The 15781-nt window shown below is 60.5% G+C and carries 19 protein-coding genes; 11 read left to right on the forward strand and 8 right to left on the reverse strand.

The features are described 5' to 3' along the window. Positions 1-34 precede the first annotated feature (34 nt). On the forward strand, positions 35-457 hold the full coding sequence (locus tag P9875_RS14090) for a hypothetical protein (RefSeq protein WP_278318732.1): 423 nt from the start codon (positions 35-37) through the stop codon (positions 455-457). Between the two features lie 115 nt (positions 458-572). Here P9875_RS14090 and P9875_RS14095 read toward each other — a convergent pair whose 3' ends face one another. Continuing rightward, positions 573-1442 carry a transposase gene (locus tag P9875_RS14095; RefSeq protein WP_278318733.1) on the reverse strand — a complete coding sequence of 290 codons (870 nt, stop codon included), beginning with the start codon at positions 1440-1442 and terminating at the stop codon, positions 573-575. Positions 1443-1773: 331 nt separating this feature from the next. On the opposite strand from P9875_RS14095, the gene P9875_RS14100 reads away from it, so the two are divergent. Beyond that, positions 1774-2100, forward strand: coding sequence for a putative toxin (locus P9875_RS14100; RefSeq protein WP_278318829.1), 327 nt, complete (start codon positions 1774-1776; stop codon positions 2098-2100). A gap of 5 nt (positions 2101-2105) precedes the next feature. After that, positions 2106-2846, forward strand: a complete 741-nt coding sequence (locus tag P9875_RS14105) for a hypothetical protein (protein ID WP_278318734.1) — start codon at positions 2106-2108, stop codon at positions 2844-2846. Positions 2847-2886: 40 nt separating this feature from the next. Here P9875_RS14105 and P9875_RS14110 read toward each other — a convergent pair whose 3' ends face one another. The 3 genes from P9875_RS14110 to P9875_RS14120 form a co-directional block, all read right to left on the reverse strand. After that, positions 2887-3135, reverse strand: a complete 249-nt coding sequence (locus P9875_RS14110; RefSeq protein WP_278318735.1) for a hypothetical protein — start codon at positions 3133-3135, stop codon at positions 2887-2889. A gap of 570 nt (positions 3136-3705) precedes the next feature. Further along, positions 3706-4239, reverse strand: coding sequence for an ankyrin repeat domain-containing protein (locus tag P9875_RS14115; protein WP_278318736.1), 534 nt, complete (start codon positions 4237-4239; stop codon positions 3706-3708). A gap of 39 nt (positions 4240-4278) precedes the next feature. After that, a complete protein-coding gene (locus P9875_RS14120; protein ID WP_278318737.1) occupies positions 4279-5478 on the reverse strand; it encodes a YbfB/YjiJ family MFS transporter in 1200 nt (399 codons plus the stop codon). Positions 5479-5784: 306 nt separating this feature from the next. Between P9875_RS14120 and P9875_RS14125 the strand changes: the two genes are divergently transcribed. The 6 genes from P9875_RS14125 to P9875_RS14150 all read left to right on the forward strand — a co-directional run bounded on the left by P9875_RS14125 (position 5785) and on the right by P9875_RS14150 (position 9830). After that, positions 5785-6459, forward strand: a complete 675-nt coding sequence (locus P9875_RS14125; protein ID WP_071077629.1) for a CsgG/HfaB family protein — start codon at positions 5785-5787, stop codon at positions 6457-6459. Positions 6460-6467: 8 nt separating this feature from the next. Then, on the forward strand, positions 6468-6836 hold the full coding sequence (locus P9875_RS14130; protein WP_278318738.1) for a DUF4810 domain-containing protein: 369 nt from the start codon (positions 6468-6470) through the stop codon (positions 6834-6836). Further along, positions 6833-7495, forward strand: coding sequence for a DUF799 domain-containing protein (locus P9875_RS14135; RefSeq protein ID WP_099403403.1), 663 nt, complete (start codon positions 6833-6835; stop codon positions 7493-7495). Before P9875_RS14130 ends, P9875_RS14135 begins: the two co-directional genes overlap by 4 nt. A gap of 110 nt (positions 7496-7605) precedes the next feature. Continuing rightward, positions 7606-7782, forward strand: coding sequence for a hypothetical protein (locus tag P9875_RS14140; RefSeq protein ID WP_158300230.1), 177 nt, complete (start codon positions 7606-7608; stop codon positions 7780-7782). A 78-nt stretch (positions 7783-7860) separates the two neighbouring features. Further along, on the forward strand, positions 7861-8526 hold the full coding sequence (locus tag P9875_RS14145) for a response regulator transcription factor (protein WP_099403404.1): 666 nt from the start codon (positions 7861-7863) through the stop codon (positions 8524-8526). Beyond that, positions 8520-9830: an ATP-binding protein gene (locus P9875_RS14150; protein WP_278318739.1), complete on the forward strand. Its 1311-nt coding sequence runs from the start codon at positions 8520-8522 to the stop codon at positions 9828-9830. Before P9875_RS14145 ends, P9875_RS14150 begins: the two co-directional genes overlap by 7 nt. A 66-nt stretch (positions 9831-9896) precedes the next feature. Here P9875_RS14150 and P9875_RS14155 read toward each other — a convergent pair whose 3' ends face one another. Continuing rightward, positions 9897-10535, reverse strand: coding sequence for an NAD(P)H-dependent oxidoreductase (locus P9875_RS14155; RefSeq protein WP_099403551.1), 639 nt, complete (start codon positions 10533-10535; stop codon positions 9897-9899). Positions 10536-10644: 109 nt separating this feature from the next. Further along, entirely contained in the window at positions 10645-11643 is a 999-nt protein-coding gene (locus P9875_RS14160) for an aldo/keto reductase (RefSeq protein ID WP_278318740.1), read from the reverse strand. Between the two features lie 99 nt (positions 11644-11742). Between P9875_RS14160 and P9875_RS14165 the strand changes: the two genes are divergently transcribed. After that, positions 11743-12630: a LysR family transcriptional regulator gene (locus tag P9875_RS14165; protein ID WP_341353827.1), complete on the forward strand. Its 888-nt coding sequence runs from the start codon at positions 11743-11745 to the stop codon at positions 12628-12630. Here P9875_RS14165 and P9875_RS14170 read toward each other — a convergent pair whose 3' ends face one another. Together P9875_RS14170 and P9875_RS14175 are read right to left on the reverse strand one after the other, a co-directional pair. Further along, positions 12631-13716 (reverse strand): ATP-binding protein, encoded by a 1086-nt coding sequence (locus P9875_RS14170; RefSeq protein WP_035818237.1) that lies wholly within the window; start codon positions 13714-13716, stop codon positions 12631-12633. After that, positions 13716-14471 carry a response regulator gene (locus tag P9875_RS14175; protein WP_278318741.1) on the reverse strand — a complete coding sequence of 252 codons (756 nt, stop codon included), beginning with the start codon at positions 14469-14471 and terminating at the stop codon, positions 13716-13718. Before P9875_RS14175 ends, P9875_RS14170 begins: the two co-directional genes overlap by 1 nt. Before the next feature lie 163 nt (positions 14472-14634). On the opposite strand from P9875_RS14175, the gene P9875_RS14180 reads away from it, so the two are divergent. Then, positions 14635-15762 carry an efflux RND transporter periplasmic adaptor subunit gene (locus tag P9875_RS14180; protein ID WP_278318742.1) on the forward strand — a complete coding sequence of 376 codons (1128 nt, stop codon included), beginning with the start codon at positions 14635-14637 and terminating at the stop codon, positions 15760-15762. Positions 15763-15781: the final 19 nt, after the last annotated feature.

Raw genomic sequence — 15781 nt, forward strand, 5'->3', positions numbered from 1 at the left:
CTCTAAAATTCTTCCATCTGGAAATTTTATACATATGAGCATTAAAATTAAAGAAAAAATACATTTAATATTTTTCGCCATTATATTTATTATTTTTGTTTTTTCATTTATTAAAAATAGAACTGATATAAGCGGCCATGAGAAAATGATATTCATGGAAAATGATGTCAATGAAATATTAAAAAATGGAGGCAACATTATTGGCAAAAAACCAAGGGCGCAGAGGGATTCTGCAACGTATTTTTTAACATTAAAAGATGAGGGGTGGAGTTCAGCCTTGCTGCAAAAGAACATTAATACGCTTCTTTTGTTAGGATGGGAAAAACGTCGAAATAATATTTTTTGCAAAAAAGGAGTAAAATTGGAGATCAAAGAGGGACAGAGCATGCATCAAGGACAGGGGACGAATACTATAGATCTATTTTATAGTGCAAAGACCATAAAGGAATGTCAGTGAATATTAAAACTCGTCGCGACGTTACAGTAAAAAGAGAGAGATACTCACCTATCACTTAACATGGGGGCGGGGTCAAACATGGGGGCGGGGTCAGGTCCGACTTTTGTACACGGTCTCAACCTTTGCCGTCGTGATCGACAGCAAGTTGCGCTTTATTAAATGCCAATACGGCCCGACTGACTGTCTTGCTCGAGACGTGAAAAGCGGCGGCGATGTGGGACATCGTAAAAGCGGTTGACAGATAAGCGCGTGCCATGGCCTCGTCTCGGTCGCTATAGCGGGCTTGATATTGTGCTAATGACAGCGTGACAGCGCGGCGCTGCTGCCTTGGTGTATCTTTGAATACATCGGAACGCTGCGATTGCTGATGTGCCGAAACGAAGGCTTCATCGCCCAGAAGAATCTGGTGACAGGTGCGAGCGAGCGGACTTACCTCGCCCATCCCGCCCGCGACAAACCGGCAGTACGCAGGGATGGCCTCGTCGCGCGTAACGCCAAACTGGCTCAAGAGCCAGTCACGCGTCAACCAGCATGGAGGTGCTGCATCGTCCAAAACGTAGTGATGGCTGCTCCAGTACCAGTCATCGGGGGATGCCACCATGTGCGCCCGGACTGGATTCAAGACGATGTAGCGGGCCAATTCCAACAGATAATTTTCTTTCTGCACCAAGATGGCTTTGTAGCGGCCTTGCAATACGTGCCCGACAAGCTTGTGGCGTCGATTGAAATGCTGGGTATAAACGCCATTGAGTTGGCGCATGCCTTGCGAAAGATTCGCCTCGACCGTTTCGACGAGAAGATGATAATGATTGCTCATCTGGCAGAAACTGTGCACGATAAAATGGTGCCGTTCACACACATGTTCTAATACTTCTTGCCAAGCAAGGCGATCAGTATCGTCCCGATAAATTGTGCCACGCCGGTCACCGCGCGAAGTAACGTGGTAGAGAACACCGGCAAACTCAAGTCGTAGTGGTCGCGTCATACGGTACAGGGTATCTGAGCCGTAAGTATTGGCACTGAGATTGCGCAGAGATTCTAGGTTGGGTATGGCTGAGGCCGTGTAAGAATGGCGGACCTGACCCTGCCTCCGGATGACCCTGCCTCCGGAGGCCGTGTAAGAATGGCGGACCTGACCCTGCCTCCGGATGACCCTGCCTCCGGAGGCCGTGTAAGAATGGCGGACCTGACCCTGCCTCCGCTGTGACCCTGCCTCCGCTGGAAGCTCTTCAAGTAATTCTAATTCTGGAAATGCAAATTCCAATTCGCAGATTTCAATTAATTACAAAAATGGCATCGATTTTGAAAAAAGTCTTATTGATGAACTTAAACATGTTGGTGCGGAGAAAAATACTACAGCGATAACTGTCAGGTTGGCGGACGGGCGTGAGGTTAAGACAATTGTAGATATAAGCGGGAAAAATGTTGGAGGAATGATTGAAGCACAAAATGTGGTTGATTTATCTCTGTCACCTCAGTTTAGAGCGCAAGTGCAAATTGCACAGGAGACTGGACAGCCACTGAATCTGGTAGTTAGTCCAAGAAATAAAACCATATCCAAGAATCTTGTTGCTGAAATTAAAAAAACGGGTGGGGAAATATACGTATATGATCCTGTCGCAAAAACCATTAAGAAAATATAATCGTCATGAAAAAGTATATAAAAATTAATATCAGAACAAAGAGCGAAACAGTTAATTGGCGTATTGGGGAACATATTTTAGATAGTTTGTGTGAATTTCAAGGGAATCTCCTTCCTGAGCAAATTTCTCATAATCCTGATAAATTTGATGCACCGTTTCTTGGAAAGAAATGTGTTGAAAATTTCTGGGCGACGCCTGTTACTTTGAGTTATAGCGGAGGAACATTTGAAGTTGCGGACACATTTGCCTGGCGGCGAAAAAAATCGGTGAAATCTTTGGGTTATGTGACTCATACAAAAAGAAATATAAAATCTCAGATTGTTCCTGGGGAAATCAGCTTTACTTCGGACTACGCATCGAAAGTAAATTTTTATGAATTATTTAAGTCGTGGTGTTGTATTCTTCCTCCGCAAATTGGCATGCTACATTTATTTGTTGAAGAAGAATTTAAAGATCTTGGACGGTACGATAGCTTTCGTTTGGGATCCTTTAATGCTTCACTGAATCCGGAAATTTGCGGGATAGGATGGGCTATGTACTATGGTCCTGATTTTTGTAAAGATATCGATATTCAAAAATTAGAAGAATCAGGATTTTTTGTGGAAAAGATTGGTGATGGATTTATTGTTAGAGTGACGCAAAACATTGCGGATGTTAATGACAATTTCGCTATTTTTTTGGAGCGGCGCGAAGAAATGAGGAAATTGTTTCCTCAAAATTTTTTCAAAGGCGAAGATGATGAATGAACAGGACTATGACCCGGTCCGTCATTCGTGAGGGCCGGGGTTAGATACCGTCTTGAACGACAAGTCCTTGTGCCCAGTAATGCGCATCAAAGGGCCTGTCAGTATGGATCACGCCATAGATCAGATGGACTAATTTGTGCATGATTGCGCCAATCACTGTTTTTTTCGCCATGCCCGTTGCAGACAAGCGTTCGGCAAAACGGCAGAGAATGGGATTGTGGCGGCGTGCGACCAAGTTGGGCATGTAAAGCGGCGCGCGCAGCGAGGTATTGCCGGTACGACTGGTCATACTGCGCCCCTTCACTGAAGGCCATTTCAAATAATCGAACTTTGCAGTAACTAGGCACGCCGTCGGGACCGCTGCATGATGCGCGTTCAATTTGCTGCTGTTTTCAGTGCGTGCGATCAGTCGGTTGGCTACAGCGTTAAGCTTTACTGGGCAGCTAGGGCCACATTATGACGCTGGGTTCCGCGTTTCAGAATGCCGGTAGGCCTCGTTTCTTCAAATACACGAGTCGCTGCAAGTTGGTGCTGGCAGTTTTGAGGTTCAACGCGAAGTTTCGCGCTCTATCCCAATGCAGTGCGCCAGGTGCTAGCAAGCGGACTGGTGTCTTCCATCTCGGTCGCGACAAACCGGCAATGACGGATTTTGCAGGTGAGGGTATTTTTGCGGGTATCGGCAACTGAATGGTTTGGAAAACACCGAAAAATCAACCGCTTAGCAACCTCATTGACAATCGAGTGGGAATAATCTCCCATCCTGCAGCGTAAGCTAATACCGGATCAATGAAGCAGCTAAGCCTCTGATTCTCAGTTTTTTAAACGCCAGTCGCAAGACCGCTGGCGATATCTGCATGGGCTATGCAGTCTGCCCCAAACTGACCAGGCGGCCCAGCGTCTCCTGCGCATTCATGCTCTTGGCCAATGAAACGGCAGTCATGCCGCGGCTGTCCACAGCATCGATGCGGGCGCCGTGTTGCAGCAGCAGGTCGAGGATGGCCAGGCGGTTGAACATGGCGGCCATCATCAAGGGGGTCTTGCCATCCGGACTGTTGCCTTCTACCTTGGCGCCGTGCTGCAGCAGTAGCTCTGTGATGTCCAGGTAGCCTTTGTAGGCCACGCCGGCCAGCGGCGTCTGGCCCTGGTCGTTGGGCACGTTGGCGTCGGCGCCCGCTTCGAGCAGCAGGCGCGATGTTTCCAAGTGGCCATGGTAGCTGGCCAGCATGATCAGGCTGTCGCCTTTTTCGTTGCGAAAGTTCACTGGCACGCCCTGAGCCACCATGGCGCCCAGTTGCTGCGTATCGCCTTCGCGCACCAGGGCGAACATGCCCTGGATGAATTCCAGCGTCTCGGCATCCATCGTTGCGGGGATTTTTCGTGCGTCGTTGATCATCGTGTTCTTTCCGCGAAGGTGGTTAATGCCATAAGTCTACTATGCGGCCGCCGCCAGCGCCTTTTGCCGCGCGGCCAGCGCCGCGCCGATGAAGAGGGCGATGGCCGAGGCGATCAAGCCCCGTTCCAGGCCGGCGGGGCCATCGGCGACCCAGCCGACGACGATGGGGCCGGCGATCTGGCCCAGCGCAAACACCGTCGTGTAGGCGCTGATGCCAGCCGTCCAGGATTGTTGCGGCAGGTTATGCCGCACCAGGGCCGTGGTCGACGCCACCACCGACAGGAATACGGCGCCGAAGACGAGGCCTGAAAGGAACACGACGGGCGCAAAGCTCGTCAGCGCGGGCAGGATGGTCACTGCGCCCAGCACGCCATTCAATATCGCCAGCGATTCGCCGCCCTTGTAGCGGTCCAGCATGCGCGCCCAGATGCGCGACGACGCCACCACCGCCAGCCCCAGCAAGGTGTAGAACACGGTAATCAAGGTGGCGCTCATGCCTTGCTGCTTGAGCAGGGCGATGACGAAGGTCATGTAGCCGATATAGCCGACGCCAAACATGAAATAGCCGGCCAGGCTGGGGGCAAAGTCGCGCCAGGCGAAGGGGCGCGGCGTGTCGACGGCGCGCGGCGCTTCGCCGATCGCCTTCGCCGGCAGGGCCATGATGGCGGTGGCGAGCAGGCAGGCGATGCCCAGTGCCAGCCAGGGCCACTGCCAGGCATGCGCGGCGCCGTGCTCCTGGGCGGACGCCAATGCGGCCGGTACCAGCAGGGCAGACAAAGCAATGCCGAAACCCGTGCCGCCGTAATACAGGCCGATGTAGAAGCCGGCGCGCTGGCTGTGCATGGAACCGAGCCGCGCCGCCAGCACGCCGCCGGCGATGAAGATGAAGGCGCTGGCCACGCCCGCGCACACGCGCTGCAGGAACAGGGTGGCCGTGTCGCTGACGAGGCCCGACATCAGCATGAAGATGCTGGCCAGCACGGAACCGATGATCAGCAAGCGCCACACGCCCAGGCGGCGCATCAGGGCCGGTGTGGCCAGGGCGCCGACAAAATAGCCGAGCGCATTGAACGTATTCATGGCCCCGGCCAGCAGGTAGGACCAGCCCAGGTCGGCGCGCATGGGCGGCAGCAGCAAGCCGTAGGAAAAGCGCGACAGGCCCAGGGCGACGGCGGCGCCCAGCGAGAGCGCCAGCGCCGTGGCCAGCGGATGGGCCGGGGAATGATCGTGTGTCGGCATGGCCTTGGGACCCGTTGATGTGAACAGCGTGGCATTGGCGCCGGGGCAGGCCGGCGGGCGAGGTCTGTGTGGCACAGTGGCACAGGGCGCTGACGACACGCTTTTTTACTATCAAGTTAATGAATTGGCGCTGGGAAGTCAAGCAGGGCCACACCTGTGTATGGCGGGCAATCATGCAATCCTTGCCATCGTTACTTTTGGAGAGAATTGTGAGACATGCAATACCATATAATTGCAATTAGGAAATTAACTTGCTTAAAATCAATTTTGCAGGTGGCTCCTGATCCTCCATATCATAAGGGCACTATGAACAAGAATAAACCCGGCGCGTTGTTGATTGCAGCGCTGATTGGCGCGGCGTTGGCTGGCTGCGCTTCCGAATCGTCACAAGCTTTGGCTGTTCCCACGGTTGCCAGCGCAGCCCGTCCCTACGTTGGTCCACGCACGCTGATCGCTGTCGGCAAGTTCGACAACCGCTCGAATTTCATGCGCGGCATCTTCTCCGATGGCGTCGACCGCCTGGGCAGCCAGTCGAAAACGATTTTGATTGCGCACCTGCAAACGTCCAACCGTTTCAACGTGCTCGACCGAGACAATATGGCGGAACTCAAGCAGGAAGCCGAGTTCAAGAAGCAGGGCCAGAATATCAAGGGCGCCGATTTCGTCGTCACGGGTGACGTGACCGAATTCGGCCGCAAGGAAGTGGGCGACAAGCAATTGTTCGGCATCATGGGCCGCGGCAAGACGCAAGTGGCGTATGCCAAGGTTACCTTGAACGTCGTCAATATCGCCACCTCGGAAGTCGTGTACTCGGCTGGCGGCGCCGGCGAATACAGCCTGTCGAACCGTGAAGTGCTGGGTTTTGGCGGCACTGCCAGCTATGACGCCACCCTCAACGGCAAAGTCCTGGACCTGGCCATGCGCGAAGCGGTCGAGCGCCTGGTGGCTGGCGTCGAAGCGGGCGCACTGCGCAAACAATAAGGTATCCCATGAAAACAATGATGAACAAGGGCGCAGCCCTGCTGGCGCTGCTCGTCTGTGCCGCCCTGACCGGTTGCGCCACGCAATCGAAGACCCTGTACCAATGGGAAGGCTACCAGCCGCAAGTGTATGAATACCTGAAGGGTGAAAGCCCGGAGCAGCAGATCGCCGCCATGGAAAAAGACTTGCAAGTGATCGGCGCCAAGGGCAATCACGCGCCGCCGGGCTACCACGCCCACCTGGGCATGCTGTACTCGATCGCGGGCAAGCCGGAGCAGGTGGCCGCGCAGTTCGAAGACGAGAAAAAACTGTTCCCGGAATCGACGCCGTACATGGACTTCCTGTTGGGTAAATTGAAAAAAGGCGAGAAATTATGATGTCGCGCATGTTGAAAATGGCCCTGTGCCTGGGTCCCGCCATCTTCATGGTTGGTTGCGCCACCAAACAGGCGGCATACGATTACACCGCCTTCAAGGCAGCCAAGCCCCGCTCGATCGTGGTCTTGCCGCCGTTGAACAATTCGCCGGAAGTCAATGCCGGCAACAGCGTCTACGCGCAAGTGACCTATCCGCTGGCCGAAGCGGGCTACTATGTGCTGCCGGTGGCCGTGGTCGGTGAAACCTTCAAGCAGAACGGCTTGACGAACGCCGCCGATATCCACGGCGTCGATGCGAAAAAGCTCAACGAGATCTTCGGCGCCGATGCGGGCCTGTACGTGACGATTTCCAAGTACGGCACGACCTACGCCGTGATCGACAGCGTGACGGTGGTGTCGGTCGATGCCAAGCTGGTCGACCTGAAGACGGGCGCCTTGCTGTGGCAGGGCGCGGCCAGCGCGTCGAGCAACGAAGGCAACAACAGCGGTGGCGGCGGCCTGGTCGGCATGCTGGTGACGGCGGCCGTCAAGCAGATCATCAACACCAGCACCGATGCCAGCCATCCGCTGGCTGGCACGGCGAATGCGCGCATGCTGTCGGCCGGCGTGCCGAATGGCCTGCTGTACGGTCCCCGTTCGGAACGCTACCTGGTGCAGTAATCGTAATACCAGGTCTTGCGCTGTGCAGGGCCTGGTACATATTGCTTGTTTGTAAATATATAAAATAGTATATTCATCGGATATTTCCAACCCAACCTTTAAGGAATGATATGAAAATCAAGGCTATTTTCTGTGTTGGCGCGGTATCCCTGCTGGCTTTTCTGCCCGTATCGCAAGCGGCCCAGCCAGGCGAGGCGCTCGCTGCGGCGGCACCGCTATCGAATGGCGTGGCGCTGTATCCCCAAGAAGGCAATATCCCGCCGTTCCGCGGGTCCGGGTCCAGGTAAGGCCGCCGCGGCCGCCCATGCGGCGCGGCGCCGCTCAAGGTAAGATGGTGGCATTTTCAAGACATTGAGAGGCCCTGGGTGCGCGTATTGCTGGTGGAAGACGATCCGATGATCGGGGAAAGCCTGGTCGAGGGCTTGCGCGGCGAGTGCTATGCCGTCGACTGGGTGCGCGATGGCCACGATGCGGAGCTGGCGCTGGCCGGTTTCGCCTACGATTTGATGCTGCTGGACCTGGGCTTGCCCGGCAAGCAGGGCATGGACGTGCTGCGCAGCATGCGCGCGCGGGGCGCCGAGTTGCCCGTGCTGATCATCACGGCGCGCGACGGCACGCCGGCCCGCGTGGAAGGCCTGGACAGCGGCGCCGACGATTACCTGGTCAAGCCCTTCGACCTCGACGAGCTGCTGGCGCGCATCCGCGCCTTGCTGCGGCGCCGGGTCAGCCGTTCTCGCTCCGTCATCGAGCATGGCGCGCTGATCCTCGACCTGGCCAGTCACGACGTCACGTTCGAAGGTGAGCTGATCAAGCTGCCGCCGCGCGAATTTTCCGTGCTGCGCGCCTTGCTCGACCATCCGGGCAAGGTGGTGTCGAAGCGCCAGCTGAGCGAAAAGCTGTACGGCTGGGATTGCGAAGTGGAAAGCAATACCGTCGACGTGTACGTGTACCAGTTGCGCAAGAAGCTCGGTGCGGACAGCATCCAGACCGTGCGCGGCGTGGGCTACAAGATGCGGGTGGCAGCATGCTGACCATCCGCCGTCAGTTGCTGCTCGGTTTGCTGGCCGCCACCTTGCTGTGCGTGCTGGGCGCCGGCATTTCGCTGTTCCGCTCGCTGCTGGAAGAAACCAATGAACTGGCCGATTTGCAGCTGCGCCAGCTGGCCGTGGCCTTGCCCGACGAGTTCGAGACGCAGACGGGCCTGGCCGCCGCGCAAGACCCGGAAGAAGCGTTCGTGCTGCAGGCGTGGGACGAGGACGGCCAGCCCTTGCCCGTCCTGCAGGGCCAGCCGGCACTGCCGCGCTATGCGCTGGCCGGCTTTGCCGATGTCGTGCTGCACGGCGAGGACTGGCGCCTGTACGGCGAAACGCGGCGCGGCCGCTACGTGCAGGTGGCGCAGGCGCAGGCCGTGCGCGACCAGCTGGCCTGGCAAATGACCACGCGCGCCGGCGCACCGCTGCTGGTGTTCGCGCTGATCCTGGCGCTGCTGATCGTCGCCGTGGTCGGGCGCGCGCTGGCGCCGCTGCACCGGCTGGCCGAATCCGTGGCGGGCCGGTCGCCGGACGCCCTGACGCCGCTGGCGGCCGACGACATGCCGCCCGAACTGCGGCCCGTGGCCTTGGCGCTGAATAGCCTGATGGGGCAGTTCGAGGCGGCGCTGACGGCGCAGCGCACCTTTGTCGCCGATGCCGCGCATGAATTGCGCTCGCCGCTGACGGCGCTGAAACTGCAGCTGCAGGTGGCCGAACGGGCCGGCAGCGAGGAGGAACGCCGCGTGGCCCTGGAGCGGCTGCACGAACGACTGGACCGCAGCACGCACCTCGTGCGCCAGCTGCTCAGCCTGGCGCGCCATGAAACGGCGTTGACTTCCAGCCAGCTGCACACGGTGGACCTGGGGCAATTGCTGGAAGCGGCCGTGGCCGACCACAGCGCGCTGGCCGACAGCCGGGAGATCGACCTGGGCGTGCTGGAAACGCCGCCGGCCAGGGTGCTGGTGCAAGCCGATCCCGACGGCTTGCAAGTGTTGCTGAATAACCTGATCGACAACGCCTTGCGCTACACGCAGCAGGGCGGCAGGGTCGACTTGCAGGCGGCGCTGGAAGAGGGCCGGCCCCTGCTGCGCGTGTCCGACAACGGGCCCGGCGTGCCGCAGCAGCACCATGCGCGTCTGTTCGACCGCTTCTTCCGTCCCGACGGCAACGACGCCTGGGGCTGCGGCCTGGGCCTGTCCATCGTGCGCCACATCGCCGAGCACCACCAGGCCGATATCGCGCTGGCCGACGGGGAAGAGGGACGGGGCCTGCAAGTGACGGTGCGCTTCCCGCAGCCAGCCTGAAAGCAAAAAAAGCGGATGCCGGCGAGGGCATCCGCTTTTCAGTCACGGGCGAGGCGCTGACAACGCTTACGCCAGCTCGGTGATGAATTGCTCGCGCGCAGGGCGCACTTTTTTCAAGTCCACGAGCCAGTCGCCTGCGTCGGCGCGGTAGCCGAGCGGCAACATGACGACGGAACGCAGGCCTTTTTCGCGCAGGTTCAGGATTTCGTCGACCTTGGCCGGATCAAAACCTTCCATCGGCGTCGAATCGACCTTTTCCTGCGCCGCGGCGATCAGGGCCGTGCCCACGCCGATATACGCCTGGCGCGCCGCGTGCTGGTAGTTGGTTTCCGCATCGCGCTGTGGATACGCGGCCAGGATTTGCTGGCGGTACGCTTCCCAGCCTTCGTTCTTGAAGCCGCGCACTTCATTGACCAGGTCAAAGCGGGCGTTGATGCGTTCTACCGTGTAATTATCCCAGGCGGCAAACACCAGCAGATGCGAGGCGTCCGTCACTTGCGACTGGTTCCAGGCATGCGGCTTGATCTGCTCGCGCAGGGCCGGATTCGTCACGACGAAGACTTCGTAAGGATGCAGTCCGCTGGAGCTGGCCGTCAGGCGCACGGCTTCCAGGATGCGCTCGACCTTGTCTTGCGGCACCGTTTTCGTCGGATCCATCTTCTTGGTGGCGTAGCGCCATTGCAGTGTTTCGAGCAGTGCGGACATGTCAATCTCTTTCATAATGAATAGTTCAGATTGGAAATGATAGCGGATTCGGGCATTTCAAGTGCGCTGGACAAAAAAGTACCGGTATAGCGCACTCATGCACGGTTGTCTACAGGCCAAGCATGGCAAGCTCATGTTGCGGGTAGCGCGCGCCCTGCACGCTGACGGGCGTGATGGCCGCGCCGATGGCGGCCAGCTCGGTGTCGCTCAGGGATATCTGCGCGGCGGCCACGTTCTCTTCCAGGTGCGCCAGGCCGCGGGCGCCCGGTATCGGCACGATGTCAGTACCTTGCGCCAGCAGCCAGGCCAGCGCCAGCTGGGCCGCCGTGGCGCCGCGCGCGGCCGCCAGGCGCTGCAGTTCGGCAACGAGATGGGCATTGGCCGCCATCGCGGGCGGCTGGAAGCGGGGCAGGCTGTGGCGGTAGTCGTCTGGCGCCAAGGTGGCGCTGGAGTTCAGCTGACCCGTCAAAAATCCCCGGCCCAGCGGGCTGTAGGGCACGAAGCCGACGCCGAGGGCGCGACAGGCGGGCAGCACATCGGCTTCCACGTCGCGGCTCCACAGCGAATACTCGGACTGCACCGCCGCGATCGGGTGCACTGCGTGGGCGCGGCGCAGGGTGGCGGCCGACACTTCCGACAGCCCCAGGTGGCGCACCTTGCCCGCCCGCACCAGCTCCGCCATGGCGCCGACCACGTCTTCGATGGGCACGGCGGGATCCACGCGGTGCTGGTACAGCAAGTCGATGCACTCGATGCCCAGCCTGGACAGCGACGCTTCCACGGCTTGGACAATGTGCTCGGGGCGGCTGTCGACACCGGCCATGCGTTCCACGCCCTGGCCGTGGGGCAATATCCTGAAGCCAAACTTGGTGGCGATGTGGACCTTGCCGCGCAGCTGCTTCAGGGCGCGGCCTACCAAGTCCTCATTGGCGTAGGGGCCGTAGACTTCCGCCGTGTCGATCAGGGTCACGCCCAGTTCCACGGCGCGGTGCAGCACGCGCAGCGAGCTGGCCTCGTCCGCGCCGCCGTAGGCAAAGCTCATGCCCATGCAGCCCAGGCCGATGGGGGCGACGCGCAGGCCGGAGTGGCCCAGTGTTCTGTGTTCCATTGTCATTCCTTTTCAAAAAAAGATGCAAGGAGTATGGGTGAAGCAACAGCATGCGATAAGATGGTTAATCCTGCATGTATTGCTGAATGAAACTCATGAATGATGGCTGATCTGAACGAATTGGCGGCCTTTGCCGCCGTCGCCCGCCTGCGCAGCTTTCGCAAGGCGGCCCTGGAACGGGGCGTGTCCGCTTCCGCCCTCAGCCATGCGCTGCGCGCGCTGGAAGAGCGCCTGGGCGTGCGCCTGCTGAACCGCACCACGCGCAGCGTCACGCCGACCGAGGCAGGGCAGCAGCTCCTGGCGCGGCTGGCGCCTGCCATGCGCGAAATCGATGATGCCTTGCTGGACTTGAGCACCTTGCAGGATGTGCCCACAGGCAAGCTGCGCCTGAACGTGCCCCGTCCGGCCGCCAGGCTGCTGCTGGCGCCCATGCTGGCCAGTTTTGTCGCCCTCTATCCGCGCGTGCAGGTCGAAGTGGTCACCGATGACGGCATGATCGATATCGTGCGTGACGGTTTTGACGCGGGCATCCGCTTCGGCGAGCAGGTGGCGGCCGACATGATCGCCGTGCCCGTGGGCGCGCCGCAACCGTTCGTGGTGGTGGCGTCGCCCGCCTACCTGGCGGTGCATGGGGCGCCAAGCACGCCGCGCGGCTTGCTGGAGCACGCTTGCATAGGCCGGCGTTTCCCCAGCGGGCGCCAGTATGCGTGGGAGTTCGGGCAGGACGGGGAGGGTGTCAGCATCGCCGTCGGCGGCCCGCTGGTGTTCGACGATGATGAATTGATGCTGCGCGCGGCGCGCGATGGCGCGGGGCTGGCCTACGTGTACGAAGCCGATGCGCGTGCCGATATCGCGGCCGGGCGCCTGGCGTGCGTGCTGGAGCACTGCATGCCGCCGCCGTCGCGCTACTTCCTGTATTACCCGAGCCGGCGGCAGATGCCGGCCGTGCTGCGCGCCTTTGTCGACATGCTGCGCGCGCCAGCGTAGTCAGCCGGCGGGCGGCGGCGCGGCATGTTCGACCGGCCACTTGACGGTAAACACGCTGCCGCCCGCCTTGCCACGCGTGCAGACGGCGCTGCCGCCGTGGGCGCGGGCGATGGCTTCGACCACGGCCAGTCCCAGGCCGCTGCCCGCGTTCAGGTCGACCCTGGCGCTGTCGCCGCGACGGAAGGCCTCGAATACGTGCGGCGCCAGTTCCTCTGCAATGCCGGGACCCGCATCCTCGACGCTCAGATAGTACTGGCCGGCCTGCACGCGGGTGCGCACGCGCAGCAGGCCCGGATGCGCATAGCGGCGCGCGTTGTCGAGCAGGGCCAGCACGATTTGCCGGATGCGCGCCGCGTCGCAGCAGACGGGATGGTCGGACAGGTGCAGTTGCAACGTAAAGCCCGCCGCTTCCATCTCTTGCGCCAGCAGGCGGCGCACTTCGCCGATTTCCAGGGTCAGGTCCGTCCACGCCATGCGCAGCTGCATGTGGCCGCTGTCGGCCAGGCTCAGGGTGCGCAAGTCCTCGATGAGCCGTCCCAGGTCTTCCACTTGCGCCAGCAGGCTGGAAAACGGCACTTCCTCGGGCTTGAAGACGCCGTCGACGACGCCTTGCAAGGTGCCGCGCAGGATGGTCACGGGCGTGCGCAGTTCGTGCGCGATGGCCGCGTTCCACGTTTCGCTTTCCTTGGCGCCCCGCTGCAGGCGCTCGGCCATGCTGTTGAAATCGTCGACCAGCATGGCCGTCTCGCCCAGGCTGCGGTCGCCCGCGAAGGCGCGCGCGGACAGGTCGCCATGGGCCACGCGGCGCACGCTGTCCATCACGGAATTGATCGGTTTGAGGATGCGCGAAGCGAGCTTGAGGGCGAAAAAGGCGGCCAGGCCAAGGCCAAAGATGGTGATGGCGAAAATCCACAGCCATTCGACGGTGCTGGGCGACCAGTCGTCCGGCTCGGACAGCATGCCGGGATCGATCTTGAAGGCGATGGCAAAGAAGGTCCAGGAACCGATCCAGATGATCAGGATGCTGCTGACCATCAGCACGGACATCGACAGGATGATTTGCCGGTTCAAGCCTGTGAAGCGCATCAGAAGTCGCTTTCCAGGCGATAGCCCACGCCGCGCAGGCTGGCTGGCATGTTCAGCACGCCCGCTTCTTCCAGCTTCTTGCGCAGCTTGCTGACGTGGCTGTCCACCGTGCGTTCCATCGAATTGCTCTCGGGCATGCAGGACTCGAGCAACTCCAGGCGGCTGCAGACGCGGCGCGGCGTGCGCGCCAGGTGGGCCAGCAGGCGAAATTCCGTCAATGTCAGGCTGAGCATGAGAGGCTGGGCCATGCCATCGCGCAGCACGCTGGCCACATAGGTTTCCTGGTCGATTTCGATGGGGCCGCAGCGCAGGCGCTGGCCGCCGACCGGGTGGTGGCGCACGCGCGAGCGGCGCAGCACGGCGGCCACGCGGGCCACCACTTCGGCCGGATTGAAAGGCTTGATGATGTAGTCGTCGGCGCCTACGCGCAGGGCGGCCAGCTTGTCGGCATCCTGGTCGCGGGCTGTGAGCATGATGACGGGCGTTTCGCCGCGCCGGCGCACTTCCGCCAGCACGCCCCAGCCATCGACCCTGGGCATTTGCACATCGAGCAGCAAGAGGTCCGGCGCCAATGCAAGGTGCTGGTTCAGCGCTTCCTGGCCATCGTGCGCGAAGGCCGTGCGGTAGCCGTCGCGCTCGAGGTAACCGGCGAGGATGCGGGCGATTTGCGGTTCATCTTCGGCGATCAGGACGAGGGCGGAAGGCGGCGTGGTGGCAAGGAAGGAGGGCTGGCTGGCGCTGTGATGATAGTTCATCCAAATAGTCTAGCATTCTTCGCTGTCTCCATCGAATCTCCACATTTCTTTGACGGAACATCCACGTTGGCCTTCTATGCTCTTGTTATCTGTCGACCGGACTGCCGGTTGGGATCAGCCATAGAGAAAAGTCATGCCAGTAAAGTACCTCACCAGGAAAAACATGTTGATCGCCGCGGCACTGCTCAGCCTTGCCGCCTGTTCCAAACCCGCGACGGAAGAAGGCGCCGCGCCGCCCGCCGCCGTCACTGTGCTCAAGCTGCAAGCGGCGCCCGTCGTCCTCAGCGACGAATTGCCGGGCAGGGTGGTTGCCTTCCGCACGGCCGACATCCGCCCGCAGGTGGGCGGCATCGTACTGCGCCGCCAGTTCGAGCAGGGCGCCGAAGTGAAAGCGGGCCAGAAGCTGTTCCAGCTCAATCCCGCGCCATTCCAGGCGGACGTCGATTCGGCCGCCGCCACCCTGCAGCACGCGGTGGCCACGGCGAAGCGCGCCAGCAGCCAGGCCGACAGGTTAAAACCGCTGGTGGAAGCGGACGCCATCAGCCGCCAGGCGTATGACGACGCCGTGGCCCAGCGCGAGCAAGCCGTGGCCACCGTGGCGCAGGCACGCGCGGCCCTGGCGCGGCGCCGCCTGGACCTGGCTTTTGCCAGCATCGAGGCGCCGATTGCCGGGCGCATCGGCTCCGAACTGGTGACGGAAGGCGCGCTCGTGGGCATGACGGATGCGACGCCGATGGCGCGCATCCAGCAGATCGACAAGGTGTACGTCGACGTGCGCCAGCCGGCCGCCGCGCTGGCCGCCTTGCAAGCCTCCGGTACCGGCGGCGCGGACAAGCTGCCCGTGACCATTTTGGGCGCGGATGGCCAGCCGCATCCCGTCACGGGCCGCATCCTGTTCTCGGGCATCAGCGTCGATGCGGGTACGGGCGACGCCGTCGTCCGCGTGCTGGTCGACAATCCGCAGCGCCAGCTGCTGCCGGGCATGTTCGTGCGCGCCCGCATTGCCCGCGCCGTGCAGGCAAATGGCGTGCTGTTGCCGCAGCAAGCCGTCTTGCACAGCAGCGGCGGCCAGGCGCAGGCCTGGGTCCTCGATGGCACGAACAAAGCCAGCCTCAAAACCATCGCCGTGGGCGACGTGATCGAGCACCAGTACGTGGTCAACGGCGGCTTGAAGGCCGGTGAAACCGTCGTCATCGAAGGCCAGGAACGCTTGCAGCCGGGCGCCACCGCCGCGCCGCAGCCGTGGAAGCCGGCCGTCGTGGCAACGGCGGCTGCCGCCAAGGCCCGTTGATGCCCACTTTGAATACAAT

This window comes from Janthinobacterium rivuli, from assembly GCF_029690045.1.
GTDB classification, from domain to species: domain Bacteria; phylum Pseudomonadota; class Gammaproteobacteria; order Burkholderiales; family Burkholderiaceae_D; genus Janthinobacterium; species Janthinobacterium rivuli.